Annotated in this window: 29 protein-coding genes, 1 tRNA gene and 1 pseudogene; 20 read left to right on the plus strand and 11 right to left on the minus strand. The window is 67.8% G+C overall.

Features of this window, described 5'->3' with window-relative positions; genetic code table 11:
• The first annotated feature begins 1 nt into the window (after position 1).
• Entirely contained in the window at positions 2-973 is a 972-nt protein-coding gene (locus tag DFR72_RS30210; protein ID WP_090069381.1) for a quinone oxidoreductase family protein, read from the plus strand.
• A gap of 515 nt (positions 974-1,488) precedes the next feature.
• Here the strand turns inward: DFR72_RS30210 and DFR72_RS30215 are convergent.
• From DFR72_RS30215 to DFR72_RS30235, 5 genes are all read right to left on the minus strand, one after another.
• Positions 1,489-1,950: a DUF6319 family protein gene (locus DFR72_RS30215; protein WP_245983645.1), complete on the minus strand. Its 462-nt coding sequence runs from the start codon at positions 1,948-1,950 to the stop codon at positions 1,489-1,491.
• A gap of 93 nt (positions 1,951-2,043) precedes the next feature.
• The gene (locus tag DFR72_RS30220; RefSeq protein ID WP_245983648.1) at positions 2,044-2,265 is read right to left on the minus strand and encodes a hypothetical protein; all 222 of its coding nucleotides are present in this window, start codon (positions 2,263-2,265) and stop codon (positions 2,044-2,046) included.
• On the minus strand, positions 2,262-3,419 hold the full coding sequence (locus DFR72_RS30225) for a S8 family peptidase (RefSeq protein ID WP_090069383.1): 1,158 nt from the start codon (positions 3,417-3,419) through the stop codon (positions 2,262-2,264). Before DFR72_RS30225 ends, DFR72_RS30220 begins: the two co-directional genes overlap by 4 nt.
• Positions 3,420-3,482: 63 nt before the next feature.
• Positions 3,483-4,634 (minus strand): cation:proton antiporter, encoded by a 1,152-nt coding sequence (locus tag DFR72_RS30230; protein WP_425459922.1) that lies wholly within the window; start codon positions 4,632-4,634, stop codon positions 3,483-3,485.
• Positions 4,635-4,660: 26 nt separating this feature from the next.
• Positions 4,661-5,134 (minus strand): cation:proton antiporter regulatory subunit, encoded by a 474-nt coding sequence (locus DFR72_RS30235; RefSeq protein ID WP_090069613.1) that lies wholly within the window; start codon positions 5,132-5,134, stop codon positions 4,661-4,663.
• A gap of 18 nt (positions 5,135-5,152) precedes the next feature.
• On the opposite strand from DFR72_RS30235, the gene DFR72_RS30240 reads away from it, so the two are divergent.
• The 5 genes from DFR72_RS30240 to aroH all read left to right on the plus strand — a co-directional run bounded on the left by DFR72_RS30240 (position 5,153) and on the right by aroH (position 8,729).
• A complete protein-coding gene (locus DFR72_RS30240; protein WP_090069387.1) occupies positions 5,153-6,253 on the plus strand; it encodes a DUF1015 family protein in 1,101 nt (366 codons plus the stop codon).
• 64 nt (positions 6,254-6,317) lie between these two features.
• A complete protein-coding gene (locus DFR72_RS30245) occupies positions 6,318-7,262 on the plus strand; it encodes an NsdA family TPR-like regulatory protein (protein ID WP_090069388.1) in 945 nt (314 codons plus the stop codon).
• Complete coding sequence (locus DFR72_RS30250) at positions 7,262-8,008, plus strand: ATP-binding protein (RefSeq protein ID WP_114773799.1); 747 nt, start codon at positions 7,262-7,264, stop codon at positions 8,006-8,008. Before DFR72_RS30245 ends, DFR72_RS30250 begins: the two co-directional genes overlap by 1 nt.
• A gap of 28 nt (positions 8,009-8,036) precedes the next feature.
• Entirely contained in the window at positions 8,037-8,333 is a 297-nt protein-coding gene (locus tag DFR72_RS30255; RefSeq protein ID WP_170176453.1) for an STAS domain-containing protein, read from the plus strand.
• A 33-nt stretch (positions 8,334-8,366) separates the two neighbouring features.
• Positions 8,367-8,729: a chorismate mutase gene (gene aroH, locus DFR72_RS30260; RefSeq protein WP_090069393.1), complete on the plus strand. Its 363-nt coding sequence runs from the start codon at positions 8,367-8,369 to the stop codon at positions 8,727-8,729.
• Here aroH and DFR72_RS30265 read toward each other — a convergent pair.
• Positions 8,719-9,276, minus strand: a pseudogene (locus DFR72_RS30265) (homocysteine S-methyltransferase family protein); the annotation flags it as partial. The gene aroH and the pseudogene DFR72_RS30265 sit on opposite strands and share 11 nt — an antisense overlap.
• Before the next feature lie 204 nt (positions 9,277-9,480).
• On the opposite strand from DFR72_RS30265, the gene DFR72_RS30270 reads away from it, so the two are divergent.
• Entirely contained in the window at positions 9,481-9,903 is a 423-nt protein-coding gene (locus DFR72_RS30270) for a hypothetical protein (protein ID WP_090069397.1), read from the plus strand.
• On the opposite strand, the gene DFR72_RS30275 is transcribed toward DFR72_RS30270, so the two are convergent.
• Positions 9,893-10,333 carry a pyridoxamine 5'-phosphate oxidase family protein gene (locus tag DFR72_RS30275; RefSeq protein WP_090069399.1) on the minus strand — a complete coding sequence of 147 codons (441 nt, stop codon included), beginning with the start codon at positions 10,331-10,333 and terminating at the stop codon, positions 9,893-9,895. The genes DFR72_RS30270 and DFR72_RS30275 overlap by 11 nt on opposite strands.
• A 219-nt stretch (positions 10,334-10,552) precedes the next feature.
• Between DFR72_RS30275 and cmk the strand changes: the two genes are divergently transcribed.
• The 6 genes from cmk (at position 10,553) to DFR72_RS30305 (ending at position 15,339) form a co-directional block, all read left to right on the plus strand.
• Positions 10,553-11,239, plus strand: coding sequence for a (d)CMP kinase (cmk, locus tag DFR72_RS30280; RefSeq protein ID WP_090069615.1), 687 nt, complete (start codon positions 10,553-10,555; stop codon positions 11,237-11,239).
• A complete protein-coding gene (locus DFR72_RS30285; protein ID WP_090069401.1) occupies positions 11,236-11,868 on the plus strand; it encodes a lysophospholipid acyltransferase family protein in 633 nt (210 codons plus the stop codon). The genes cmk and DFR72_RS30285 overlap by 4 nt, the downstream gene beginning before the upstream one ends.
• A complete protein-coding gene (der, locus tag DFR72_RS30290; RefSeq protein WP_090069403.1) occupies positions 11,865-13,286 on the plus strand; it encodes a ribosome biogenesis GTPase Der in 1,422 nt (473 codons plus the stop codon). Before DFR72_RS30285 ends, der begins: the two co-directional genes overlap by 4 nt.
• A gap of 65 nt (positions 13,287-13,351) precedes the next feature.
• Positions 13,352-13,984, plus strand: a complete 633-nt coding sequence (locus DFR72_RS30295) for a response regulator (RefSeq protein ID WP_170176454.1) — start codon at positions 13,352-13,354, stop codon at positions 13,982-13,984.
• 266 nt (positions 13,985-14,250) lie between these two features.
• Positions 14,251-15,093, plus strand: a complete 843-nt coding sequence (locus DFR72_RS30300) for a sensor histidine kinase (RefSeq protein WP_245983659.1) — start codon at positions 14,251-14,253, stop codon at positions 15,091-15,093.
• Positions 15,094-15,265: 172 nt separating this feature from the next.
• Positions 15,266-15,339: transfer RNA gene (locus DFR72_RS30305), tRNA-Pro, on the plus strand.
• A 118-nt stretch (positions 15,340-15,457) separates the two neighbouring features.
• Here DFR72_RS30305 and DFR72_RS30310 read toward each other — a convergent pair.
• Both DFR72_RS30310 and DFR72_RS30315 read right to left on the minus strand, forming a co-directional pair.
• A complete protein-coding gene (locus DFR72_RS30310; protein ID WP_245983649.1) occupies positions 15,458-16,567 on the minus strand; it encodes a tyrosine-type recombinase/integrase in 1,110 nt (369 codons plus the stop codon).
• Between the two features lie 72 nt (positions 16,568-16,639).
• The gene (locus tag DFR72_RS30315; protein ID WP_090069408.1) at positions 16,640-17,227 is read right to left on the minus strand and encodes a hypothetical protein; all 588 of its coding nucleotides are present in this window, start codon (positions 17,225-17,227) and stop codon (positions 16,640-16,642) included.
• A 115-nt stretch (positions 17,228-17,342) separates the two neighbouring features.
• On the opposite strand from DFR72_RS30315, the gene DFR72_RS47965 reads away from it, so the two are divergent.
• The 5 genes from DFR72_RS47965 (at position 17,343) to DFR72_RS30340 (ending at position 21,018) form a co-directional block, all read left to right on the plus strand.
• Positions 17,343-17,585: a helix-turn-helix domain-containing protein gene (locus DFR72_RS47965; RefSeq protein WP_369679977.1), complete on the plus strand. Its 243-nt coding sequence runs from the start codon at positions 17,343-17,345 to the stop codon at positions 17,583-17,585.
• On the plus strand, positions 17,578-17,802 hold the full coding sequence (locus DFR72_RS30325) for a helix-turn-helix transcriptional regulator (RefSeq protein ID WP_090069411.1): 225 nt from the start codon (positions 17,578-17,580) through the stop codon (positions 17,800-17,802). The genes DFR72_RS47965 and DFR72_RS30325 overlap by 8 nt, the downstream gene beginning before the upstream one ends.
• A 28-nt stretch (positions 17,803-17,830) precedes the next feature.
• The gene (locus DFR72_RS30330) at positions 17,831-18,976 is read left to right on the plus strand and encodes an AAA family ATPase (protein WP_170176455.1); all 1,146 of its coding nucleotides are present in this window, start codon (positions 17,831-17,833) and stop codon (positions 18,974-18,976) included.
• A 93-nt stretch (positions 18,977-19,069) separates the two neighbouring features.
• Positions 19,070-19,474 carry a MobC domain-containing protein gene (locus DFR72_RS30335; protein WP_090069415.1) on the plus strand — a complete coding sequence of 135 codons (405 nt, stop codon included), beginning with the start codon at positions 19,070-19,072 and terminating at the stop codon, positions 19,472-19,474.
• Positions 19,471-21,018 carry a relaxase/mobilization nuclease domain-containing protein gene (locus DFR72_RS30340; protein ID WP_090069417.1) on the plus strand — a complete coding sequence of 516 codons (1,548 nt, stop codon included), beginning with the start codon at positions 19,471-19,473 and terminating at the stop codon, positions 21,016-21,018. Before DFR72_RS30335 ends, DFR72_RS30340 begins: the two co-directional genes overlap by 4 nt.
• A 36-nt stretch (positions 21,019-21,054) precedes the next feature.
• Here DFR72_RS30340 and DFR72_RS30345 read toward each other — a convergent pair whose 3' ends face one another.
• Positions 21,055-21,711, minus strand: coding sequence for a YdcF family protein (locus DFR72_RS30345; protein WP_090069420.1), 657 nt, complete (start codon positions 21,709-21,711; stop codon positions 21,055-21,057).
• 11 nt (positions 21,712-21,722) lie between these two features.
• Complete coding sequence (locus tag DFR72_RS30350; protein ID WP_245983661.1) at positions 21,723-23,069, minus strand: helix-turn-helix domain-containing protein; 1,347 nt, start codon at positions 23,067-23,069, stop codon at positions 21,723-21,725.
• Between the two features lie 366 nt (positions 23,070-23,435).
• Here DFR72_RS30350 and DFR72_RS45080 point away from each other — a divergent pair, with 366 nt between their 5' ends.
• Together DFR72_RS45080 and fxlA are read left to right on the plus strand one after the other, a co-directional pair.
• Positions 23,436-23,849: a hypothetical protein gene (locus DFR72_RS45080; protein ID WP_143086858.1), complete on the plus strand. Its 414-nt coding sequence runs from the start codon at positions 23,436-23,438 to the stop codon at positions 23,847-23,849.
• A gap of 130 nt (positions 23,850-23,979) precedes the next feature.
• Complete coding sequence (gene fxlA / locus DFR72_RS30360; RefSeq protein WP_211335582.1) at positions 23,980-24,132, plus strand: FxLD family lanthipeptide; 153 nt, start codon at positions 23,980-23,982, stop codon at positions 24,130-24,132.
• Positions 24,133-24,204 lie beyond the last annotated feature (72 nt).

Genomic DNA, 24,204 nt, shown 5'->3' on the forward strand with positions numbered 1-24,204 from the left:
CGTGCGTGCCATCCAGATCACCGAGTTCGGCGGGCCCGAGGTGCTCCAGCAGGTGGAGCTGCCCGACCCCGTCGCGGGCGAGGGCGAGGTGCTGATCAACGTCTCGCGTGCCGGGCTGAACTACGCGGACACGCATCAGGCCGAGAACTCCTACCTGGCGAAGATGGAGTTGCCGCTGGTTCCCGGTGGCGAGGTCGTGGGGCTGACTGAGGACGGGCGTCGGGTCGTCGCGCTGACCAAGAACTCCGGTGGGTATGCGGAGAAGGCTGTGGCGCCTGCTCTGACCACCTTCGACGTTCCTGACGGTGTCGACGACCTGACTGCGTTGTCGTTGATCGTTCAGGGCGCCACCGCTTGGCTGCTGCTGCGGAAGTCGACGCACATGGAGGCCGGTGAGTCGGTCGTCGTCCACGCCGCCGCTGGTGGTGTGGGGACGATCGCCGTGCAACTGGCCAAGTTGTGGGGGGCTGGGCGAGTGATCGCCACCGCTTCCTCTGAGGAGAAGCGGAAGCTGGCGCTTGATCTCGGGGCCGATGTCGCCATCGACTCCCGTGCTGCCGACATGACCGCCGCGTTGAAGGAAGCCAACAGTGGGCGGCGGGTCGACGTCGTGCTGGACATGACCGGAGGGGCTGTCACTGACCAGTCGTTGGTTGCGTTGGCTCCGTTTGGGCGGCTTGCGTTTTATGGCATGGCCTCGCGGGAGAGGCCCAAGCCGGTTGACCTCGGGGCGTTGTTGGTGCACTCCACGGCCGTTGCGGGTATGTGGCTGCCTCACGCGTTGAAGGTTCGGGATGCTGAGCACGGGACTTTGGCTCATCGGGCCATGGCTGAGTTGTTCCAGCTTGTTGTGGATGGGTCGTTGAAGGCTGTTCCCGGTGGGGAGTACGGGCTTGGGGAGGTTCGGCAGGCCCATGAGGATCTTCGGGCTCGTCGGACTGCTGGGAAGTTGGTCTTGGATCCTTCGCGGTAGGCGCGTGGGCGCGACTTTGTGGGTGGTCACCTTGCGGGCGGCGAGCTTGCTGTTGCGTGCTTCCCCTGGGGCTCTGCCCCAGACCCCGGCAATCTGATCAGGGGGTAGCGCCGCCTGCGGGTAGATGGCACGCCTGTTGAGTTGGGCGGCTGCCTGTTGCGTAGCTCGGTGCGTTGGCGGTGGGGTCCCATCACGAGCCGAGCCAAGAGCGGGCCACATGTGTGAAGGGGTGTCAACTCGACGAAAAGCGTGTCGAGTTGACACCCCTTCACACATGCAGCAAGAGCTATGGCGCGACTCGTGATGGGACCCCACCGCCCTTGCCTTGCGGTAAGGACGGCTCGCCTTCGGCTTCGCGTGCGATTCGGCTTGCCGATCTTGTCGGTGCTGCCTTATACGTTGGGTCGCGGGGGGCCTGAAACTCAAGGGGACCCCTGCGTGAGCGTGCTCCGCGTTGTCGCGGACGTGCAAGAGGGCGGCTCGCTTGCGCGGGCCGCCCTCTTGCGTCTGCTGACTTACTCGGAGAGCTCTGCCAGCTGGGCCTTCACCCTGGCCAGCTCGGCCTCCAGCTCCTCCATGCGGGTGCGGTGCTGGTCGCGCGCCGCCTCGAGCACCGACTCGATGCCCTCGGCGATGTCCACGTGCAGTTCCTTGGCCGCCTTGGCGACGGCGATGGCCGGGATGACCAGGCCCGACACGACGCGCTGCGTGCCGTGGACCAGGTCGGCCTGCCATTCGCCCTCGGCGGTGCCGGTCACCGTGAGCGTGAGCTCCACGGTGCGGGTCTTCTTCGCCGTGCTCTTCGGGCGGCCTGCCTTCGGCTTCTCCGCCTTGGGGGCTTCGACCTTGGGAGCCTCGGCCTTCGGCGCTTCCACCGGCTTCGGCGCCTCGGCCTTCTCGGCCACTGGGGCCGACGCCGGAGTCTCCTCCACGACGGTCTCCTCGACTGCCTGCACCTCGGTGAGCGTGTCCGACACGATCAGGTTTCCTCTCTCCGCAACGACGTGACCCCGCGCACAGCATAGAACACATGTTCGATCAGCCGTCGATGGGGTCGGGAGAGAGCCTAGTCAGTACGGCGGGAGCTGCACGCGCCACTGTCGTTCGACGTCTATGACGCCGGGCACCGCCTGCAGGGCCGGGATGGCCCTGACCTCGGCTGTGCCGGTGACCACGCCCAGGGCCTCCAGGACCGTGTCGACCACCAGGCCCGCCTCCCGCAGGTCGTCGAGGACCTGCGGGAGGCTGCCCTCCGTCACGGAGACCATCACCTGGTCCACCGAAGCGGTCATGGCGCCTGGACGAGTCCGCTGCCGATGTCGGTGGACGGCAACGGCAGGCGCAGCGCGGTGCCGGCCAGGCGGGCCCACAGTTCGTAGCCTCGGGCGCCGGTCTTCTCCGCGATCAGGACTGCCACACCGGCCACGTGCGGGGTCGCCATCGACGTGCCGCGCAGGCGTGAGTACTTCTGGGGGAGCTTGAACGACGAGTAGACGTCGACTCCCGGTGCGCAGACGTCGATCTGGCCGATCTTGTCCGCCGAGCCCGAGGAGAACGACGCGATCGCCCGGTTCACGTCGATCGCCGCCACCGCGATGATGCTGGGGCAGCGGGCCGGGTGGCCCACCGGCGCGGTGCGGGCCGGGCGGGAGGAGGCGTTGCCCGCCGCCGCGATGATCAGCGTGCCCTTGGCCATCGCGCGCTGGGCGACGGTCTCGTAGATCTGCGAGTAGGGCGTGTTCATCGGGACGTCGGCTCCCAGCGACATCGAGATGATCGCGCAGCCGTTCGCCACCGCCCAGTCGATGCCCGCGAGGATGCCGCCGTCGGAGCCGGAGCCCGCGTTCGACAGGACCTTGCCCGCGAAGATCTCGGCCTCGTGCGCGACGCCGTAACCGGGCAGCGTGCCGGGCTTGCGCGGGCCCGCCGACGTGCCGATGCAGTGCGTGCCGTGGCCGTGGCCGTCCTGCACGTCCTCGCCGGTGATGAACGACTTCGTGGTGATGGTGCGGCCCGCGAAGTCCGGGTGGTTCTTCTCCCAGCCGGTGTCCAGGACCGCGATCTTGATGCCCTTGCCGGTGGCCGTGCTGACGTCCGCGCCGACCGCCTGCAGCCCCCAGGTCAGCACGGATTCGTCGGCCGTGGCCTCCGGCGCCTCTTCCTCGGCCGGTGCCGCGAACACGTGCACGACGCGTTCCGGTTCGACGATCTGCACCGCGCCGGGACCCTCCGCGGCGCCGTTCAGCTCGCGCAGCAGGTTCGGGTCCCCGGACACCACGGCGACGCCGAGCTCAGGGAACACCTGCAGCGTGTCCGAGCCGATCTCACCGGTGTTCGGGTTGAACCCGGCGATCGCGCCGAGCTCGGCCAAGCCCTCTTCGACGGCGTCTTCCTGCAACAGCACCAGGAACCGGCCGGTGGTCTCCACTTCCGCGGGTTCGGTCATGACTGTTCGCCCCTACTCTCCATCTAGCCCTCACTAGAGAGTCGTCACATCGGGGCAGTTGTTTCAGGCCATTTGCCGTCTGCGCTGAAAGAATTCACCGATTGGCTCAACGTACTTCGCCGCGATGGGCCCGAGGATCGCCATCAGCAGCACGTACGCGGTGGCCAGCGCCGCCAGGTCGTTGTGCACCTGACCGGACGCCACGGCCAGCCCGGCGATGACGATGGAGAACTCGCCGCGCGCCACGAGCGCCACGCCCGCACGCATGCGGCCCATCTTGCCGATGCCCTGGCGTTTCGCCGCCCACCAGCCCGTGAAGACCTTCGTCGCGGTCGTGACGGCGGCCAGCGCCACGGCGATGCCGAGCACGGGCGGGATCGAGCGCGGGTCGGTGTTGAGCCCGAACACCACGAAGAACATCGCCGCGAACAGGTCGCGCAGCGGCTCGAGCAGGCGCGTCGCGTTCTCGGCCGTCGACCCGGAGATCGCGATGCCGAGCAGGAACGCGCCGACCGCGGCGGACACCTGCAGCTGCGAGGCGATGCCCGCGACGAGCAACGCCGAGCCGAGCAGCTTGAGCAGGAACACCTCGTGGTCGGGACTGTCCACAATGGCCGAGATGAACCGGCCGTACTTCAACGCCACCACCAGGACCACGGTGATCGCGAGCAACGAGATGCCGACCGACGTGAGCCCGCCGATGAAGCTCACGCCCGCGAGGACGGCCGTCAGCACCGGCAGGTACACGGCCATCGCGAGGTCTTCGAACACGAGCACGGACAGCACGACCGGCGTCTCGCGGTTACCCAGCCGACCCAGGTCGCCGAGCACCTTCGCGACGATGCCCGACGACGAGATGTACGTGACGCCGGCCATCGCCAGCGCGCCGACCGTGCCCCAGCCGAGCAGGTACGCCGCTATCGCGCCCGGTGCCGCGTTCAGCACCAGGTCGAGCACTCCGGCCATCCAGGACTTCTTCAGCCCGGTGGTGAGCTCGGACGCCGAGTACTCCAGGCCGAGCAGCAGGAGCAGGAGCACCACACCGATCTCGCTGGCGAGGTGGGTGAACTCCTCGATGCCCTGCAAGGGGACCAAACCGCCTTCGCCGAAGGCGAGTCCGCCGATCAGGTAGAGCGGGATAGGGGAGATTCCGGCACGGCGAGCTACACGACCCAGCAGGCCGAGGCCGAAGAACACCGCGCCGAGCTGGATCATGGCAATCGTTGTCTCATGCACAGTCTTTAACCGCCGTGGAAGATCTCAGCGGCGGCGTCGAGGCCCTCCGCGGTGCCGACGACGACCGCGAGGTCGCCGTTTTCGAAGATGAAGTCGGGGCCGGGCGACGGATGAGCGTTGCCCGAGCGCACCACGGCCACGATGGACGCACCGGTCCTCGTGCGCAGAGCCGTCTCGCCGAGAGTGTGGTTCGCGAAGGCGGTGACCGGCAGCTGACGGGTCGTGATGCCCGTGATGTCGCGGTGCTCCTCGCGCAGGTGGGCGACGAGCTGCGGCGCGCCGAGCAGGCCCGCGAGCGTGTTCGCCTCTTCCGGGGAGAGGGGTATCGAGGCGGCGCAGGAGTCCGGATCCGTCGCTTTGGACAGGATCAGCTCGAACCGGCCGTCCCGGTAGGTGATCACGCCTACGCGACGTCCGGCGCGGATCGTGAAGTCCTGACGCGTCCCGATGCCCGGCAGGGGCGTGATCTCTACGTTCACACAGATCATGATACGTGCATGTCATTGCGTGTACGCCCCGTGCGTCGCGGCTGGGTGGTACGGGAACGCGTGCCCGGCCCCGACGTCGACGAGTTCGCCGAACCCGGCCAAGTGATCGGGGCGCTCGCGAGAGCCCCGCACGGCACGTTGCTGGCCGTCCAGCACCCCCACCGCACGCCCGCCGCGCTGGCCGCGGGCACCGGGTTGCTCGACGCGCTGCCCCACGCCAGGACCGAGCTCGCGGCGCTGATCAGGAGGGCGTACACCGAGGTCCACGACGTGGTGGCGCCGTACCGCGTGGACGGACCGGACGGGACGGCGTGCGGTCTGCTGTGCCTGGTCGACCCGGACGGGATCGAGCACACCGAGGACGTCTACCCGGACGTGGTCGCCGAACGCGGGCAGGTGCTGGCGTCGCTGGGCATCGCGACGAGCGCGGCGATGCTCATCCCGATCACCCCGCACGACGGGCTCACGGACCTGGTGCTCGGCATGACCGAGGAGCCGGCGGTGTCACTCGTGGACTCGGGTGGGCGGCGGCACTGGGTGTGGCTCGTCGGGCCGGGGGAGTCGCAGGAGCGGTTCCTCGAGGCGGCGGGCGCGCATCCGCTGCTCGTCGCGGACGGCAACCACCGGGTCGCGGCGGCGCGGGAGGCGGGGCTCGAAGGGTTGCTCGCGCTCGTCACGTCCGGGCCGGGGCTGCGGGTCGGGCCGATCCACCGCGCGATCACCGGCAGCGGGCTGACCACGTCCGATCTGGTGACCGCGTGGGAACGGGCGGGGCTTGCGGTGTCGTCGTTGCCGTACGTCGTCGATCCGGAACCGGGTGTGGTCGTGGTGCGCTGCCCGGACGCGGTGCTGCGGGTCGAACTGCCTGCGGGACAAGGGATCGACCACGCCGTCGTGGAGTCGCTGCTGCTGGGCCGGGCGCTCGGGCTCGACCCGGAGAGTCCGTGCGTTCGAGCGGTCGTGGACCCGTCAGTGGAGGCCGAGGCGGTGCTGCTGATCGCGCCGGTACCGCTGAAGGAGGTGCTGGCGGGCACCAAGATGCCGCGCAAGAGCACCTATTTCACCCCAAAGCCGCGTAGCGGACTTCTGCTGGCCGACCTGTCACCGTAGGGCCCTGCCCGGCGGGTTCGTTCGGCACTGGTCGAGTGTCGGCACGCGCCCGAAAATCGTCCCCATGCACCACGAAGCGTCACCCTCGCTGCCGCCGCCGCAGTCCCGGATCGGGCTCGTGCACGTCAGGCACCTGCGGGCGATGACGTCGGCGTTGCGCGCGGTCGACTACCGCTACGGCGGCGGGTCGTGCCGGACGCAGGTGCAGGCACTGTTGTCGTGGTGTGACAAGGCTTTCGCGCACTCGGCCAGTGCCGCCGTGCGCCGCGACTTCCGGTGCGCCATCGCGGAACTGCACGCCCTCGCCGGGTGGACCGCCTTCGACGCGGGACTCGGCGGGTCCGCGCACCGCCACTTCCTCCTCGCCCTGACCTTCGCCCAGGACGAGGACCTGGTGGCCGGCATCCGCTACCGGATGGGGCGGGTCCACCTGCACCACGGTGGACCCGCCGAGGCACTCGGCATGTTCCGGCTCGCGGGGATCGTCGCGAACAGCCACCACACGAACGCGATCCTGGCCGCGAACCGGGCCTGGTGCCACGCGGAGATGGGGGACCGGTTGGCCGCCCTGGCGTCGCTGGGACGTGCGCACGACGAGTTCGCACGGTCAGACGTCGAGCGCGCGGCGCCGTGGGCGGCGTTCTTCGACGTGCACGACCTCTACGGCATTACCGGTGCCGTCTACACCTCTCTCGCACGCACCGTCGACCGCGGGTTCGCACGGCCGGCCATCATGGCGTTGCACCAGGCCGTGACGGGGTACCGCGACGACATGGCGCGCAGCCGGACGTTCGCACTGATCGCGTTGTCGCTGAACCACCTCGTGGAAGGGGACGCGGACGAGGCGGCGGTGACGGCGGGACTTGCCGTCGCGCAGACCGGCGACATGATGTCCGCCCGCACGCGCAAGAGGCTCGAACCGTTGCACGCCGAGGCGGGCAGACGCCGTGCGACCACGCTGCGGGAGCTGATCACGCCGTTGCTGGCGGTCCCGTCACTCGCCGCGTGATGGAAGCGCGGACCCGGTGGTTCCCGGCGACACCAGGGTCGTTGCCGGAGATCCGGGCCTTCGTGCGCGACCTCGCCGGTGAGTCGGGGCTGCACGGCGACGACGCGCGGGACGTGCTGCTCGCGGTGTCCGAGGCGGCGGACAACGCGGTGCGGCGCGCGGGGGCGTCCATCGTCGGGGTGACGTGGGAACCACGTGACCACGCCGTGCTGCTGACCATCGAGGACGACGGCGTGTTCGCCCTCGACGCCGGCAACGGCACCCGTCCGCTGGGTCTGCGCCTGCTGTTCGGCATCGCCGACGAGGTGCAGGTGCGGCCCGGCAAACCGACCTGGCCCGGCACGGTCGTGCGAGCGCTCGTGCGGGTCTGGTCGCGTGCGGGCGTCCCGGACCTGCCCGCGCCTCCGGGACGCCCGCGCGTGCTGCTCGTGGACGGCGACCGGTTCTCCGGTCAGTCGCTGGCCGCGTTCCTGCACGCCGAGGGCTACGAGGTCGCGCTCGTGACGACCATCGCGGCAGCCGAGGAGTCTCTTCAGAGTCCACCGGCCCTGGCGATCGTCGACCTGCTCACGTCTCATGGTGAGGGGACCAGGTTCGCGGCGGCGGCGCGAACGTTCGGCGTACCGGTTGTAGCCGTTTCGGCGATCGAGCCGTCCGCTCACGTCGCCGATGCATATCTGCCGAAGCCCGCACACCCGCTCCGTGTGCTGGCGGCGGTGCGCGATCTGCTGTCTCCCGACTCGTGAGGCACCCACGATGGAACCCCAGTCAGTCATGTTGGAGGTACGTCGCCACGGCGCGATGGTGACGCTCGCCGGCGAGGTCGACCTGAGCACCAGTGGCCTGCTGCGCGCCGAACTCGCGCTCGCCTGCTCGTCCGGCGACGGGGACGTGGTGGTCGACTTCACCGCCCTGACGTTCATCGGGTCGAGCGGCCTGCACGTGCTGATCGAGACGGCGTCGTCACTGGGACAGCGGCGCCTGGTGCTGCTCGGAGGAGGCTGGGGCGCCTACGTCGTGAACCTGCTCGACCTCACCCTCAAGTTCCCCAACATCGTCGTCGACCGCTGAAGTCCACTGAGGACCGCTGCTAGGGTCGATCGCATGGCGGTGCGAGCGATCAGGGGAGCCACGCAGATCGACGCGGACTCGAGGGACCTGCTGCTGGAGGCCACGGCAGAGCTGGTGCGCGAGGTGCTGACGTGCAACGCGTTGACGTCCGACGACCTGATCAGCGTCGTGCTCACCGCGACACCAGACCTGGTCTCCGAGTTCCCCGCCTACGCCGCGCGCCTGGCCGGTCTCTCGGACGTGCCGCTGCTGTCCGCGACCGAGATCGCGGTGCCGGGCTCGATGCCGCGCGTGATCAGGTTGCTGGCGCACGTCGAGACCGATCTGCCGCGGTCGTCGGTGAAGCACGTCTACCTGCGCGGGGCGGCGGCGCTGAGGACCGACCTCAACCACTGAGAGTTCTGCTGATCGCGTCGATGTGCCGGTGGTCCGTGCCGCAACAGCCGCCCAGCACGGTCAGCTGCGGGAAACGCGCTCTGAGCCTCCGGTGGTCGTCCGCGAACTCCGCGGGATCGCCCCGGTCCAGCACTTCGGCCTCGTCGAGCTCGGCCTGGCTGAGCTTCGACGCGTTGGCCCTGATGCCTCTCAGGCGTTCCGCCCACTCCGCCTCGGGGTCGAGCGCCGGCGCGATGTGCGTGGGATGCGCGCAGTTGACCATGTAGTAGGCCGGGTAGCCGTTCGTGTCGCGGTCGACGGCCTCGATCGCGTCGCCCAGCGCGTCCCCGCTCGGCAGCCTGCCGTCCGTCTCGACGGTGAACGAGAGGACGACTGGGACGTTCGCTTCCCGGGCGGCGTCGGCGATGCCGGTGGCCTCGGGGACGTTGGTCAGGGTCATGGCGGTGACCAAGTCCGCGTGGGTGCCGGCGAACGTCCTGATCTGCGTCGAGTGGTAGTCGCGCGCCTCCTCGCGGCTCATGGTCGTCTCCGGCCGGTACGCGTCGCCGCGCGGTCCGAGTGTGCGTTCCGGACGCCGGTTCTGCCCGCTGACATGGAGTGATCACTGAGGGGATCGCGTGTTCCAGCCCTTATCTGGCCGAGTACCGCTACTACGCTGCTGCCGTCCGAGCGTGGCGAGCTGGCGGCGATCATCGTCCTCCTCGCGGCCCGGCGGCGAGCCGGACCGGCGGACGGTCGCCACTGCTTCGCGGTGTTCGACCGCCTCAACGACTTCGTGGCTCTCGACCGAGCGCACTCGCTGATTCGTCGTCCCGCCGACGGTGACGGGCGGTTGCAGCCGCACTGGGTGGTCGAGGAGCTCGGCGAGCGCGGTTTCGGCAGCGCGCGCTACGTCTGTGTTCTCTCGGCGAGGTCGGAGAGGTTTCGCGGCCGGAGCCACGACTACCAGGCGATCGTCGGTGGGGACGACGTCTACGACTTCGGCAAGGTCCTGCACCTGGCCAGGAAACTGCCGAACCCGTACGAGCCCGAGTACGAGCTGTGGACGCCGGACGGCTGGAGGTGGACTGCCGGTGCGCCCGGCGGGAGGTCGCTGCCGATCTCCGAGGAGGAGTTCCAGCAGCTGGCGGAGCCCCGCCCGGACGAGCGGGGCTTCGGCGACCTCAGGCGCTGAAGTCCTTGCCGGGCAGCCACCCGTTGGCGATGTCCGTGACGCGCCACGTCGGCACGGACACCTTCACCGCGCGGATGGGCGTGGCGAGGAACGGCCCGACCTCGGGCACCTTCGCCGCGAGCCGCTGCCGCACGGCCTCGTCCTCGGCCCCGTCGACCACCACGGCCGTGCCGCGGGCCTGCAGGAACGGCTCCATGGGCGACCCGGTCGACACGACCAGCGCCACCTCGGGGTTCTCCTTGATCGCCTTGAGCGTCCGGCCGCGCTCCTCCAGCACGAGCTCAAGCGTGTGCAGCCCGTTCTCGGCGAAGTAGACGCCGCCCACCCACGAGCCGTCCGAACCGGCCGTGGCGAGGAACATCGACTTGTGCGCGGCGAGCGTGCGGCGCAGCAACGCCTCGACGTCGGTGCGCTGTTCAGCGGTGGTCACTCAGTCCTCCAAGAATTTCGGTGGTGCGCACACCAGATCGGCCGGGAGGGTTCGCGCCTGTTGCCGATTCCACCGATCGATACCGCCGTGCCGTGCCGATCAAGCGGGGCTGGAACCGTCGTGGACTGTCCCGCCTGCGGTGTGAGCGTCCGCACCAGGCACAATGTGGCCGTGGGTGTCTCGGAGGGAGCTGCAGTGGGCCAGGGTCAGTTGCGCGGTGTGGTCGCTCTCGACGGACCGGCCGGCACCGGCAAGTCCACTGTGGCGAAGCGGCTCGCGACGGCGCTGGACGCGCGCTACCTCGACACCGGCTCGATGTACCGGGCGGTCGCGCTGGCGGTGCTGCGCGCGGGCGTCGACCCGGCGGACGAGGTCAAGGTCGCCGCGGTCGTCGACAACGCGGTGCTCGTGGTCGGCACGGACCCGCGCAGGCCGGGCATCACGCTCGACGGCGACGACGTGTCGGCCGAGATCCGCGGACCCGAGGTGTCGCTGGCGGTGTCACCCGTCTCCGCGACCGCACACGTGCGCGAGCTGCTGGTCGCCCAGCAGCGGGCGATCATCGCGGACGCCGTCGACCACGTCGGCGGCATCGTCGTCGAGGGCCGTGACATCGGCACCGTCGTGTCGCCCGACGCCCCGCTGAAGGTCTACCTGACGGCGTCGGCGGACGCGCGGGCCGCGCGCAGGACCAAGCAGGACAACGCCGCAGGACGTCAGTCCACTGTGGACGCCGCGCTCGCCGACGTGCAGCGCCGCGACAAGTACGACTCGTCGCGCGCGGTGTCGCCGTTGAGGGCGGCCGACGACGCGGTGGAGCTCGACAACACCGACCTCGACCTCGTGGGCACCGTGCAGGCGTTGCTGGAGCTCGTGGACCGCCGTGGGCTGAGGGTGACCGGGTGAGCGTTCCCGAGGGGACGGTGCCCTGGCTGTTCGACCTCGGCCGCTGGATCGGGCGGGTCCCCTACGCCTGGCAGTTCCGGATTCGGGTGCACGGCCGCGACCGCGTACCCTTGAGCGGCGGCGTGGTCGTCGTCGCGAACCACAGCTCGATGGCCGACGGTCCGATCCTGTTCGGGGTGCTGCCCCGGCGCGTGACTTTCCTGATCAAGCAGGAGATGTTCAAGGGCGTCGCCGGCTACCTCCTGGCCAAGATCGGGCAGATCCCCGTCAAACGGGGAGAGGCCGACCGCACTGCGCTGACCAGCGCGTTGTCCGTGCTCAAAGCCGGTGGCGTGATCGGGATCTTCCCCGAGGGAACGCGCGGTGAGGGCTCCGTGGCGAGCGCGCAGAACGGCGCCGCGTGGCTCGCCAAGACCTCCGCCGCGATGGTGCTGCCGATCGCCTGCCGCGGGACCTACCAGGCCAAGGGCTGGCGCCCCGAGGTCGACGTGCTGATCGGTGAGCCGTTCCACCTTCCCGAGGGGAAGGGCCGGGCGGCCCTCGGCGTTGCCACCGAGCAGGTGCGCGATCGCCTGGCGACACTGGTCGCCGAACTTGATGGACTTCGTATGAGTGAGGGAAGACGATGACGGACCTGGACGGCACCTGGGAGGACGAGGCCGACTGGTCAGCCTTCGACGACCTCGACGGCTCTGGCGGTGAGGAAGCCGCGCCGCCACAGCCGGTGCTCGCGGTGGTGGGACGGCCGAACGTGGGCAAGTCCACACTGGTCAACCGCATCATCGGCCGGCGAGAGGCCGTGGTGCAGGACGTACCGGGCGTGACGCGCGACCGAGTCGCGTACGACGCGCTGTGGAACGGCCGCAAGTTCACCGTGGTCGACACGGGCGGCTGGGAGCCGGACGCGGTCGGGCTGCAGGCCTCCGTGGCCGCGCAGGCCGAGCTCGCGATGGCGACCGCCGACGTGATCCTGCTGGTCGTGGACGGCTCGGTGGGCGCCACGTCCACCGAGGAGGCCGTCGCGAAGGTCCTGCGCCGGTCGAAGAAGCCCGTGATCCTCTGCGCGTCCAAGGTGGACGACGACCGGCTGATGGCCGACATCGCGTCGCTGTGGTCGCTGGGGCTCGGCGAGCCGTTCCCGGTGTCCGGCCTGCACGGCCGCGGCTCCGGTGACCTGCTCGACGTGATCCTCGAGAGGCTGCCCGAGAGCCCGCGCGACGACTTCGGCGGCCGCCACGGCGGTCCCCGCCGCGTGGCGCTGGTCGGCAAGCCGAACGTCGGCAAGTCGTCGCTGCTGAACCGCCTCACGGGCGAGGACCGCTCGGTCGTCGACTCCGTCGCGGGCACCACCGTCGACCCGGTCGACTCGCTGGTGGAGCTCGACGGCGAGATCTGGCGTTTCGTCGACACCGCCGGCCTGCGCAAGCGCGTGAAGTTCTCCGGCGGCGCCGAATACTACGCGTCGCTGCGCACCAAGTCCGCGATCGAGACCGCCGAGGTCGCGGTCGTGCTGCTGGACGCGCACGAGCCGTTGGCCGAGCAGGATCTCCGGGTGCTGACGATGGTGGTCGAGTCCGGCCGCGCGTGCGTGCTGGCGTTCAACAAGTGGGACCTGGTCGACGAGGACCGCCGCAACGAGATGGTGCGCGAACTCGAGCGCGGCCTGGTGCGCGTGCCGTGGGCGGACAAGGTCAACATCTCGGCCCTGACCGGCCGCGCCGTGCACAAGCTCGCCCCCGCCCTGCGCACCGCCCTGAACTCGTGGGACACCCGCGTTCCGACCGGCCGCCTGAACCAGTGGCTGACCGAACTGATCTCCGCGACCCCGCCGCCCGTGCGCAGCGGCAAGCAGCCCAAGGTCCTGTTCGCGACGCAGGCCTCGACCCGCCCGCCAACGTTCGTGCTGTTCACGACGGGCTTCCTCGAGGCTTCGTACCGCCGGTTCATCGAGCGCAGGCTGCGCGAGGAGTTCGGCTTCGAGGGCAGCCCGGTCCGCATCTCCGTGCGCGTGCGCGAGAAGAAGAAGGCCGGCGCCTCCAAGAAGTAGTTTCTCCGGGTGACGACCCGGCCGATCTGGTTGCCCTTTGCCATGGGGTGCGGTTGGTTGGGTTGGTGGCCGTACGCGTGGTGCTAGCCGACGACGAGGCCCTGCTGCGGCGGGGCCTCAAAGTCCTGCTCGAAGCAGACGGACGAGTGGAGGTCGTCGGCGAAGCAGCCGACGGCGCCGAACTGGTCGAGCAAGTCCTCGCCCACCTGCCGGACGTGGTGCTGGTGGACGTCCAGATGCCAGGCGTCGACGGCCTGGAGGCGGTCCGCCGCCTGCGAACCTGGGCCACCCCGCCCGCGATCGCGGTGCTCACCACGTTCGACCTGGACGACTACGTGGCAACAGCCCTGGACCTAGGCGCCCAGGGCTTCCTGCTCAAGGACGCCGAACCAGAAGCCCTAGTACGCGCCGTAGTAGACCTCGCAGCAGGCGGAGCAGTCCTGGACCCGCGCATCACCGCCCGCCTGCTCCCACGCCTGCGAGGCTTCCGCGCGAACCGGCAACTGGACTCGTTGTCGGCCCGCGAACGCCAGGTCCTGGAACTGGTGGCGGCCGGCCGCTCGAACCACTCCATCGCCGAGCAACTCTGCCTCTCCGAAGCGACGGTGAAGAGCTACGTCTCCACCGTCCTCACCAAGCTGGGCGTGGAAAACCGGGTGCAGGCGGCTCTGGTCGCGCACCAGGTCGGTGTGTGGTGAAACCGGCCCTGCGCGAAATCCTTACCGTAGGCATCACCACAGGCGTCGTCCTCCTAACCCAGGACCGCCCGTTCCCCTGGTCCCTCTGGACAGCGATAGCCGCCTCCCTGCTCCTGTCCCTCCGCCTGCGCTGGCCGTGGCTGGCGTCCCTCCTGTGCGTCCCCGCGGTAGCCGGCGGCCTGGGCTGGGCCCCCGCCCTGGTGGCCCAGTACCGCTTGGGCAGCAAGGAGAAGTCGATCCCGGTCCAGGTCTTCTGGGTACTGCTGATGACAGTCGCCTCGATAGCCCCGGTCCTGCTGACGGAGACAATCCCGCTCGGCCCCCTGCTCCTGGCCACCGCTTTCGCCTTCGGCCTGGCAGCAGCCCCCACAGCACTGGGCGCCCTCTTGACCACCCGCAAGGAACTGACCCAGTCCCTGTACGAAACCCGCAGAGCAAGAGCAGCGGAACTAGAGGCCCAGGAAACCTCGGCCCGAGCCGCGGAACGAGCCCGAATAGCCCGCGAGATCCACGACGCAGTAGGCCACCACGCCACCCTCATCGCAGTGGAGTCCGCAGCCCTCGCCGCCACCGCACCAGACCCAGCAGTCCGCGAGACAGCACTACGCCTACGAGCGCTGGCAAAGGAATCGCTGTCCGAGATGCGAGCAGCCCTGGGCCTCCTGAACTCCGACACGACCTACCCGTCCCTGCAAGAACTGGTGGACCGAGCCCGAGTCGCAGGCGTCTCCGTCACGCTGACGGAAACAGGCGACACCCCTCTCTCCCCAGCAGTCTCCAGAGCCCTCTTCCGAGTAGTCCAAGAGTCCCTCACCAACGTGACGAAACACGCCCCAGGCGCCACGGTGACAGTGACGGTGGACCGAGCCTCCCCAGTCCGAGTAGCAGTCGTGAACGGCCCAGGCGACCTACCGTCCCTGGCAGACGGAGGAGGCGCGGGCCTGCACGGCCTCTCAGAACGAGTACGCCTGGCAGGCGGCACCCTCACCACCTCATACCGAGCAGACGGCGGCTTCAGCGTCAGCGCAGTCCTACCGCCCGGTAAGTCGAAGGTTGACGGACAAGACTCAACTTTCGGAGGTGGCGCCCGAGACGCTGCCACCGCATAGTTCAGGTGTCGGTCGAGGATCGGGGGATCGGTCGGACCGAGGGACGCGGGGACCCGAACTTCGGGTCCCCGCCGTATTTCCGCAGCTCGGGGCCTGTTTCGGGGGTCGTTTTTGATCTCTGTCCGCAGTGTTGTAGGATTTCTCATGCACGCCGGGGAACCGGAAGTGTGGCCGGGACGTGGCGCAGTTTGGTAGCGCACTTGACTGGGGGTCAAGGGGTCGCAGGTTCAAATCCTGTCGTCCCGACGGTCGAAGTATGGCGAAAGCCCAGGTCAGGGCCTTGGATCACTACGGTGAGACAAGGCCCTGACTGCGTTTTTAGGGCCGTCATCTCACAATTTCTCACGAACGCTTGTACTGCTTCTCAGCCGAGCAACTCATCCAGTTGGTTCGCGGCTTCTTTCAGGTGCTCGGCGTTGGGGTGGATGTAGACCCGCTTGGTGAAGCTCAGGTCAGCGTGTCCCGCCCAAGCGCTGACAATGACGTCCGGGACGCCGGAGGTGGCCAGATAGGTCAGGCAGGCGTGCCGGGCGTCGTAAGGCCGGACCTTCCGGACCTTCGCCTGAGCCATCAGCTTGTAGATCGCCCGTCTGAACTTGTCCGTCTTCCACGCCGCACCCAGCTCGTCGACGAGTACGAACCCTGAGCGGTCGTAGGCGTCGCCTGCCTTCATCGCCTCGCGCGCCTGGCGGGCTTTGATGGCCTTCAAAGCGGCGTGCAGCGGCTTGGGTAGTGGCAACCTGCGCTTGCCCTTCTCGGACTTCGGCCCTTTCTCCTCGACTTCGCCGTCGACGAGCGTCCTGGTGAGCTCCACGGACAACGTCTCGGCTTCGAGATCAACGGCTGACCAGCGGAGTCCGCACACTTCAGCCGGGCGCATCCCGATCAGCGAAAGCAGGACCGGGGCGTGCAGTCTGTGGTCCCGGATCGCGGCGAGGAACTGTCTCACCTCCGTCTCACTCCAGGGCACTCGCTCAGCTGTAGCCGCTTCTGCCTTCCGGCGTGCCTCGCGGGGAATCTGGGTGTACTGGGCGACGTTGCGCACGACCAACTTCCGTCGCACCGCGATGTTCAGCGCGGCCCTGAAGCGGCCGAGAGTCAGCTGGACCGACCGGACGCCGAGTCCACTGCCGACTTTGCCGCCACGCTTGCGACCGGAAGTGAGCATCCAGCTCACCAGGCCGTCCACGTCTTCTTCGCTGAGTTGTTGAAGGCGCCGATGGCCAAGTCGTTCCCGCACTGGCAGAAGCGCGTCGGCGTAGTTCGACGCCGTGGCCTTCTCGACATCGATCGTCGCCGACGTCAGCCAGATGTCGAGCCACTCCGTGACGGTCATCTTGTCCGGCCCGACAAACGTTCCCTCGTCGGTCTGGTGCTTGATCTTCGCGTACTCGGCGCGCGCTTCCTTCCGGGTGTCATAGGTCTTGGTCAGCTGCTTGCGCTTGCCGTCGGGATCACGCCCGACGTCGATCACGAACCGGTACCTGGTGGTCCCGTCTTTCAGCTCGATCTTCTTGATCGGATCCCCCATGTTTCCCCTTGGCGATCAGTCCCCCTCGGTCTCGCCCAGAGGGGGAAGAATTCCTAGCTCGCGAGCTCGGCGGATGTACCGAGCGACCTGCGTGCGTGAACGGTTCATGACGTTGGCGACCGCTACGGCAGGCGCCCTGTTGCCCCTGGACACGGCCTCCGCGTAGATCAATGCGGCGCGCCGGGCATCGTCATCTGCTTGGGTGCGAGCGCGTTGATCTGCACTCGGTGCGGCCTCACTGCGGTCCGTCGGTTGCACGGCGCCAGGCGGAAGCGTGGCGAGCCACTGCTCCCGCGTAGAGGCCGGCACCGTGGCTTCCTCCACGGCCCTCTGCACGAGTTGGTCGATGAGGATCTGCCTCATCACTGACGTCGTGACCGGAGTCTTGGTGTTCGCCTGGACCTTCACCGAGATCGCAACGGGGCGAAGGTCAGCCCCGACGAACACTTCAAGGACCACCGCCGCCGGTGGATTCTCCAGCTGGAATTTGGCCTCGAAGCGGTTCGGTATCGCGGTGTTCGACCCTGTGGACAGATAGCCGCGGGGAGCCAGTTCGTCGATGGTGACCCAGGCGATCTGGAAGTTCTTCGGCAGGCGAGGCACGGCAGAACGATACGACCTCCCTCATCGTCGGTAACCGGACGACTACAAGCTATGCCATCGTGGTGGCATAGTCAATGTCTTTGAGTCTATCGTGCATGGCATGGCTATCGGGGGAATGGCTCTGGCGGAGCGATCCGCAGAGCTTCGTGAATGGATCAGGACCGGGAGGGCGCGTCAGCTACGCGTCGTTGCCGGTCTCAGTCAGGCGCTGGTCGCCCAGGACTGTGAGGTCACGGCGTCCACTGTGCACCGCTGGGAAACAGGTGATCGGTTGCCTCGTGGACGCAACATCTTTGCGTACCACAGCCTCCTGGTTCGTCTGGTCGAGCGCGAGCGGCTGGGGGAGCGCGATGACTAGGCGACAGCACAAGAAGCGCCCGACCTTGGCGGAAATCAAAGCAGAGTGGCCGCCGACCGTCGATGTGCCGACAGCTGGAGAGGCATTCGGCCTGAGTCGCAGCTACTCCTACGAACTTGTTGCGCGCGGAGAGTTCCCCGCACGAGTGGACAGGTTCGGGAGCCGTTACGTCGCATACACCGAGTCGATCATCCGCAAGCTGTCGGCAACGGACTGACGCGATGGCCACGTTCGGGGGACCGGTCATGACAGATGAACCGCCGAGCCGGCGCTTGCGGGTGCGAGCGATTCGCGACGTCGAGATCGTGCAGACGCGGTACGTGTGGAACGACTACCTGCCTGTTGGCGAGGTGTCCTTGTTGGTCGGCAAACCAGGGCTCGGGAAGAGCACCGTTGTCGTGGACCTCGCCGCCAAACTGACCACGGGACAGCTGGACGGCGCCTTCAAAGGCCAGTCGCACCATGTCCTCTACTCGACCACTGAGGACTCACCGTCCACTCTGAAGGCCCGCTTCGTCGCAGCCGGCGGAGATCCGGACTACCTACACCTAGTCGACGTCGTCTACGGCGAATCGGTCGACGGGACACCGCTGATCGTCAACCTCGACCTGGACGCAGCACGTGAAGCGATCGCGGCATGGCAGCCGGTCTTGCTCGTGCTGGATGCGCTCAACTCGTCCTTGTCCGGCCAACTCAACGACAACTCAGTAGTGCGCCCGCAGCTGGAGAAGCTGAAGCTGCTGGCGCACCACACGGGCGCGGCGATTCTGGGAGTCGGACACTTCCGGAAGGCAACGGCAGGCGTCGATCCAGTCGACGCCATCGGCGGCGCTGGCGCGTACACGCAGGTTGTCCGACACGTGTTGGCGTGCGGAGCGGACGAGGACAACTTCGTCCTCTCGGTCATCAAATCCAACATCGTGTCGGTCCCAACTGTCCCGTCGCTTGCATACGGCACCGAGGCGGTTTCGGTCTCCGCTGACGACGGAGGCGAGGCCACCGTCGGCAGGATTCACTGGTTGGGAGAGTCGGCGACATCGGTCGCCGACCTTCTCCAACATCCCGCACACGACGACGGTGACGACCGTGCGGACGCCGCCGCGTGGCTCACCGAGTACCTCGTCGACTGCGGAGGCGAGGCCGCAGTTGCCGACGTGTTGTCCAACGGGGACCAGGCCGGTTTCTCCAAGGACACGCTGAAACGTGCGAAGTCGAAGGCCAAGGTTCGCTCGCAGAAAGCCACCTTCGGTGGCGGTTGGGTGTGGCGGATCAGGCTAGAAGGGGGTGCGGAAGAGCGCGAACGGAGCGGTGCCGAGAGTGCCGCTCCCTTCGATCCCTTGGTGCGCGCTTCGGAGGCCGAACACTGCAACCAGCCGCGGTCAGCAAGTTAGAAATCCGGTAACCGGATCCCTTGCCATGACAAGAAGTCGTGGCAGCACCAGCGGCGTGCTGGGGACACGCCGCGCATCATCTCGGGGGAACTGATGACGCACAACAAGAAGCGGCGGCAGCGGCGGGTACAGGGTGGCTCACCTGTCAGCATCCACGTCCGCGCCACCATGACGACCTACAGCCGTCTCGTGATCCAGGCCGCGCTCGCAAGGTTGTCGATTCCGCGGTACCTGGTCGAATCGGCACTGCGTGAGTCAGCTGACGGTTGGAGTTTGCGCGAACAACGTTGGTGGGCGGAACGACTCGACACCGTCGAGACAAGGCTCATCCGGATCGGTACCAACCTCAACCAGATGGCCGCACGGACCAACAGCACGGGGCAAGTACCAGGCGGGCTTCCAGCAGCGCTGGCCTACTTCACCGCGACCTTGGAAGAGCTCCGAACGATCCTCGCTGCAATCGACCCTGCCGACTCGTCACGGGATCCGAAGACGTGATCGCCAAGGCGCCGGCGAAAGGCAAGTACGGAGCAGACACGTACGGACTCCTGCGGTACCTCTTCGGTCCGGGGAAGCAGAACGAGCACACCAACCCGCACCTCGTGACGTCGTGGGATCCCGAATGGCTCTCTGGCGGGATCTTTGCGGCTCGACGCCGAGGCTGGATGGCTCGCTTGGCCCGTGAGATCGATGCGCCGATGACGGGACACGGCGTGATGCTGCCTGGTGGGCACGTCTACCACGTCGCGTTGTCGATCCCGCGCCAAGACGGAGAACTCGGCGACGGCCGCTGGCGTGAAATCGCGGAGGACGCTGTCGCCCGACTGGGGTTTAGCCCCGACGGTGAGGGCCGGGCCAGCTGCCGATGGGTCGCAGTGCACCACGGCCTGAGCAAGGACGGTAACGACCACATCCACCTCGCGGTGAACCTGGTCCGAGGCGACGGCACCGTTGCCGACACCTACCGAGACTGGCCTCGTTGGCGACAGTGGTGTTTGGACGTCGAACAGCGTCTTGGCCTTACCCCAACCTCGCCGGTGAACAAAACAGCGGCAGTGCGTCCATCACGCGCCGAGGTCGAGAAGGCAGCCCGCGGGCCACAGCCTCGACCTAGCCGTGACTTTCTGCGCCTGGTGGTCCGTGGTGTAGCGGCTGAAGCTTCCACCGCGGCGGAGTTCATCGCGCTGCTTGAGCGCGAGCCGCTGGTGTCTGTGCACGCACGCTGGGATTCGGAGAACCGGTTGACCGGCTACCGCGTGGCGTTGTTCGCGGACTTGAGCGCGAGCTCGGAAGACGGCCGAGTCTGGTTCGGCGGCAGCCGACTCGCCCACGATCTGTCCGCGCCGAAGTTGATGCACAGATGGGCCAGCACCCGCGGGCCGGCCGATTTGAACGACACGACAGGTTTGTCGCGCAACGCTCATGTACTGGACATGGCTGCGGAGGCGACGCACAGCGCCCACCGCCACATGAAGGCGCTCGTTGACGCCGAAGACACGTCGGCTGGGAGTGTCGGCGACGACATCGCTCATGCGGCGGCCGACATGGTCATCGCGGTGTCGAAGGCAATCGACGGGCCAGTATCGGGACCGTTGAGTGATGCGGTGGAAGCCTATGAGTGGGTCGCTGTAGCGCCGCATCGCGTTCAGCCCGTGCGTTGGCAGGACGTTGCCGTCGAGTTGCGCCGAGCGGCGCGCTCACTGCTCAAGGCAGGTGTGTTGTCCAGGCGCGCTCGAACTGGCCCGGGAGCGGTAGCCCTCGTGCTCGCTCTTGTTGCACTTGTAGCCGAGATCGCGGCATGGCGCGAGCAGGCAGGACAGCTGCGGCAAGCTGCTGAGGCGCGTCAGGCTGCCAGTTTCTTGAACTCGCACAGCATTGTCCAGGTGCAGCGTTCCTCCACAGCGCAACTCGGGTCCTCGCAGATGCCTTCATCCGAGAGGCCTGCCCTGGGCAGGCGCCTGAACCAGCAGCCCAGGGCAGGTCGCCCCACGATCGGAGGACATGAACAACCGCGAGGCTCGGATCGCGGTCGGGCGCGGTGATCGAGTGTCGAAGTGGCGGTTGCGCGTCAGCGGCAGTTAGATCAGCCGACTGGTGTAGCCGGCCGCAACGAGCCTCTGGAACGCGTCGTCCACGTTGTCGGGCATGTCCTGCTCGATGGCGAATCCTCGTCGGGCGTACTCGGTGATGCGCTGGGTGTCGCCGACCAACATGTTGATCACGCGGTCGACGTCGCCGATACCGGCGACGTACTCGTCGAGCGGTAGCGGTTGGGACGAGCACACGACGTTGATCTCAGGCCACACTTTGCGGCAGGTCGCATAGGCTCGTCGCTGCTGGTAGGGCCGGGAGATCAGCATGACCGACTCGGGTCGGACTCCCGCCTCGGCAAGGATCTGTCGACTGTTGGTGAGGTTCTGGCTGGTGTTGGTGGCCTGGGTCTCGATGCTGATCACCTCGGCGGGTACGCCAAGGCTGATGGCGTGTTCGCGGTAATGAACGGCTTCACCGCGAGGGAATCGTTCGATCGTGGTGGGTGCATTGGCGCCGGTGAACACAATGCGCGGAAACATGCCCTGGTGATAAAGCTCGGCGGTATGAGTGGCGACACCGAGGTCGTGACTGCCCAGTCCGATGCCAACGTCGCAGCGTCGAGGTTCATGACCCATGTCGTGGTAGCCCCACAAGGTCTCGACATCCGCGCGCAAGTCTGGGGGAAGCATGGTGGTCGCCATGTCGAGGCACCTTACGGCTGACGAGGGTCGGTGCCGCGAACACCCATCCGGTAAGCCAGTTCTACGGCGCGGGTGGCGGGACGGGGCAGTCTGATCATCTCGCGGACGAGGATGCGGGACAGCCGGTGGTACCGGACTTGTTCAGGTGCGTCCTGCTCAGCGGCAAGGAGCACAGCGAGTGCTTCGTCAACGCGGTTCCACCGGACGTAGGCGCGAGCGGTCTCGATGGCGTGGCGGACGCGCCGTTCGGTCGGAAGACGGCGGGTGTCGACGCGGGGACCGAGGTCGACCGCGACTTGAACGTCCCCGAGTTCCATCGCGGCGGTGACCCGGTGGATCTTGACGTTGGTGGGGCCGAACGCGGTCCACAGGTAGTTCGCGTCTCGGCCGAGTCTGTTTGCGGCCTGGTCGGCCTCGGTGAGGAATGCCGTGGTGTCGGCGCGGTCATCTCGGCGGGATGAGGCGACCGCGCCGGCCAGGTGCAGCATTCCGTAGACCGAGAGGTACTCCGGGGTCGCATTGCCGAGGCCGGGCTCGAGGTGGTCTGCGGCGGCTCGGGTCAGTGCGATGGCCTGCTCGAACTCGCCGATGGACAACAGCGCGTGTGCCACCGACCGATACAGCGAGCCGATCATCAAAATGTCGCCGCTGGTGTTGGCGGCGGCAAGGCCACGGCTCGCAGAGATCGCCGCGAGATCGGCTTCGCCGAGCTTGGTCAGCAACGCGGTGGCCAACTGGTGGGCAGCAGCCGCGAGCGCGTGCGCGCGGAGCCCGTCGTCGCTGGTGGTGCCGTAGTGCTGACAGGCAGCCTGGGCATCGGTGATCAGGAGTGGCAGGCGCTGGGTGAGCCGGGCGTAGCGAGAGTTCTGGTAGTCGCTCCACTGCTCGTCGATGTTGAGGGCCAGAGTGTCCAGCCGGATCGGATCTCCTGGCCGCGACCCGGTCAGGAACTGGCGGTGGTCCATGAGCGCCACCCTGAGTGCGGGGACAGTCCGCCGACCGGGCTCGTCCGCCCAGGCCATCAGTACCGGTTCGCCGATCAGATCGCCGAGGGCGACGTCGAGCGCGTAGGCAAGGCGGCGCAGCACCGAGAGTCGGTCCAGCGGGAGCACGTTGTGCTCAACCTTTCGCAGCCAGTCCTCGGTGCGACCCACGAGCCCGGCCAGGACGACCTGAGTCAGGCCCCGCCGCTGCCGGTAGAACGCGACGCGTTCCCCGATCGTCATGCCGTCGGTCATTCCTCGCATGGCGTCCACCCTCGCATCCGCGCAGGTGAGGACCCCAGAGAAATCCTCCCGGTTCACACCGCTGGGCGTACCTAGCGTCTGCGATGACGCCGTGTGACACCTCGCTTGCACGGGCAACGTGTCCGAACTCGTCCACAAGGGAGCGGCCATGAGCGAGAGGCCTCAACCTGGCCAGTTGGGTGAACACCCGACTCAGTGGTGGGACACCCATGCGGAAGGTACCCAAGGCCGTCCCCGCCCCGGCACACGTGTACTTGTCCGTAACCGCAACGGGGACGTGCGTCAGGCCGGGACCGTGCAGTACTACGAGGGCATCTGGCCGCACCAGCACTCTTTCCCTGTCAGGTGGGACCACAGCGTGCATGGGTCGTTGTGCACCAGCCACGAGGACATGCCGCTGGGTTGGGATTACGAGGATCCGGAAGACAGGGCGGCCGCTGGCAGGCGTCGCACAGGCCAGTGCAACGAGCTCGCGTCATGATCGCCGCGGCCGAAGACGTTGAGCAGACGGTCGTCCTGTCAGCCGTGGGTAATCAACAAGCGAACAGCAACGGTTCGAAGATCGCCGCTGGCTGGTTCCAGCACTATCTGCACCTAGTGGACCGGGTGTTTCCGCGCACGCTGGTCACGCGAGACGGCAGGACTGTCCAATTCGCCGCCTGCAAGTTCGCCGTCCGACCTCCAATACCCGACGTGATGCAACCGGCCTGGCCGCACTGCCCGGTGTGCTGGCCGTGCAGAGCCGGCCACTGGTTCGTGTGGAAGTACCTGCCTCACGGAGTGGTCCCGCGCTGCATTCGATCTGGCTGCGATCGCGACGAGACCGATGTTCGCGATCCCGTCACCGGCGGCTACCTGCCCTGTATTGGGCACGACGCCGGGAGGAACTGAGCCACCGATGTCCATACCCCGCAAGGAGGCGAAGTCCCACCACTGTGACCGGCTGTAGTGCCGCCGCAACCGTTTCGTATCAAGGGAAACCCCTGCTTGACAAGCAAGCAGGTACATGGAGGAACCACTGATGTCTGCACCAACCATCGACACCGTCGCCGACTCGGACTTCGACCTCGACCTGCGGATCACCACCACGGCCACTCCAGGCGTGGCATCCGCCTGCGACACGAGCGACGGCTGCGATCCGACGTGCGCGTCCTCGTGCATCAGCGCCGTCTGACCTGACTGCACCTGAGCCGGGGCACGGGCCGCGCTGTCCGTGCCCCAGCTTCGCCACCGGATGACGAACGCG

This window comes from Lentzea flaviverrucosa (genome assembly GCF_003350445.1).
In the GTDB taxonomy this organism is placed as follows: Bacteria; Actinomycetota; Actinomycetes; order Mycobacteriales; family Pseudonocardiaceae; genus Lentzea; species Lentzea californiensis.

Coding starts and splice junctions, on each gene's coding strand:
- DFR72_RS30220 (WP_245983648.1), bottom strand. CDS start 2,265: ATGACCGCTTCGGTGGACCAGGTGATGGTCTCCGTGACGGAGGGCAGC.
- DFR72_RS30225 (WP_090069383.1), bottom strand. CDS start 3,419: ATGACCGAACCCGCGGAAGTGGAGACCACCGGCCGGTTCCTGGTGCTG.
- DFR72_RS30230 (WP_425459922.1), bottom strand. CDS start 4,634: ATGATCCAGCTCGGCGCGGTGTTCTTCGGCCTCGGCCTGCTGGGTCGT.
- DFR72_RS30240 (WP_090069387.1), top strand. CDS start 5,153: ATGTCATTGCGTGTACGCCCCGTGCGTCGCGGCTGGGTGGTACGGGAA.
- DFR72_RS30245 (WP_090069388.1), top strand. CDS start 6,318: ATGCACCACGAAGCGTCACCCTCGCTGCCGCCGCCGCAGTCCCGGATC.
- DFR72_RS30250 (WP_114773799.1), top strand. CDS start 7,262: ATGGAAGCGCGGACCCGGTGGTTCCCGGCGACACCAGGGTCGTTGCCG.
- DFR72_RS30255 (WP_170176453.1), top strand. CDS start 8,037: ATGTTGGAGGTACGTCGCCACGGCGCGATGGTGACGCTCGCCGGCGAG.
- aroH (WP_090069393.1), top strand. CDS start 8,367: ATGGCGGTGCGAGCGATCAGGGGAGCCACGCAGATCGACGCGGACTCG.
- der (WP_090069403.1), top strand. CDS start 11,865: ATGACGGACCTGGACGGCACCTGGGAGGACGAGGCCGACTGGTCAGCC.
- DFR72_RS30300 (WP_245983659.1), top strand. CDS start 14,251: ATGACAGTCGCCTCGATAGCCCCGGTCCTGCTGACGGAGACAATCCCG.
- DFR72_RS47965 (WP_369679977.1), top strand. CDS start 17,343: ATGGCTCTGGCGGAGCGATCCGCAGAGCTTCGTGAATGGATCAGGACC.
- DFR72_RS30325 (WP_090069411.1), top strand. CDS start 17,578: ATGACTAGGCGACAGCACAAGAAGCGCCCGACCTTGGCGGAAATCAAA.
- DFR72_RS30330 (WP_170176455.1), top strand. CDS start 17,831: ATGACAGATGAACCGCCGAGCCGGCGCTTGCGGGTGCGAGCGATTCGC.
- DFR72_RS30335 (WP_090069415.1), top strand. CDS start 19,070: ATGACGCACAACAAGAAGCGGCGGCAGCGGCGGGTACAGGGTGGCTCA.
- DFR72_RS30345 (WP_090069420.1), bottom strand. CDS start 21,711: ATGGCGACCACCATGCTTCCCCCAGACTTGCGCGCGGATGTCGAGACC.
- DFR72_RS45080 (WP_143086858.1), top strand. CDS start 23,436: ATGATCGCCGCGGCCGAAGACGTTGAGCAGACGGTCGTCCTGTCAGCC.
- fxlA (WP_211335582.1), top strand. CDS start 23,980: ATGTCTGCACCAACCATCGACACCGTCGCCGACTCGGACTTCGACCTC.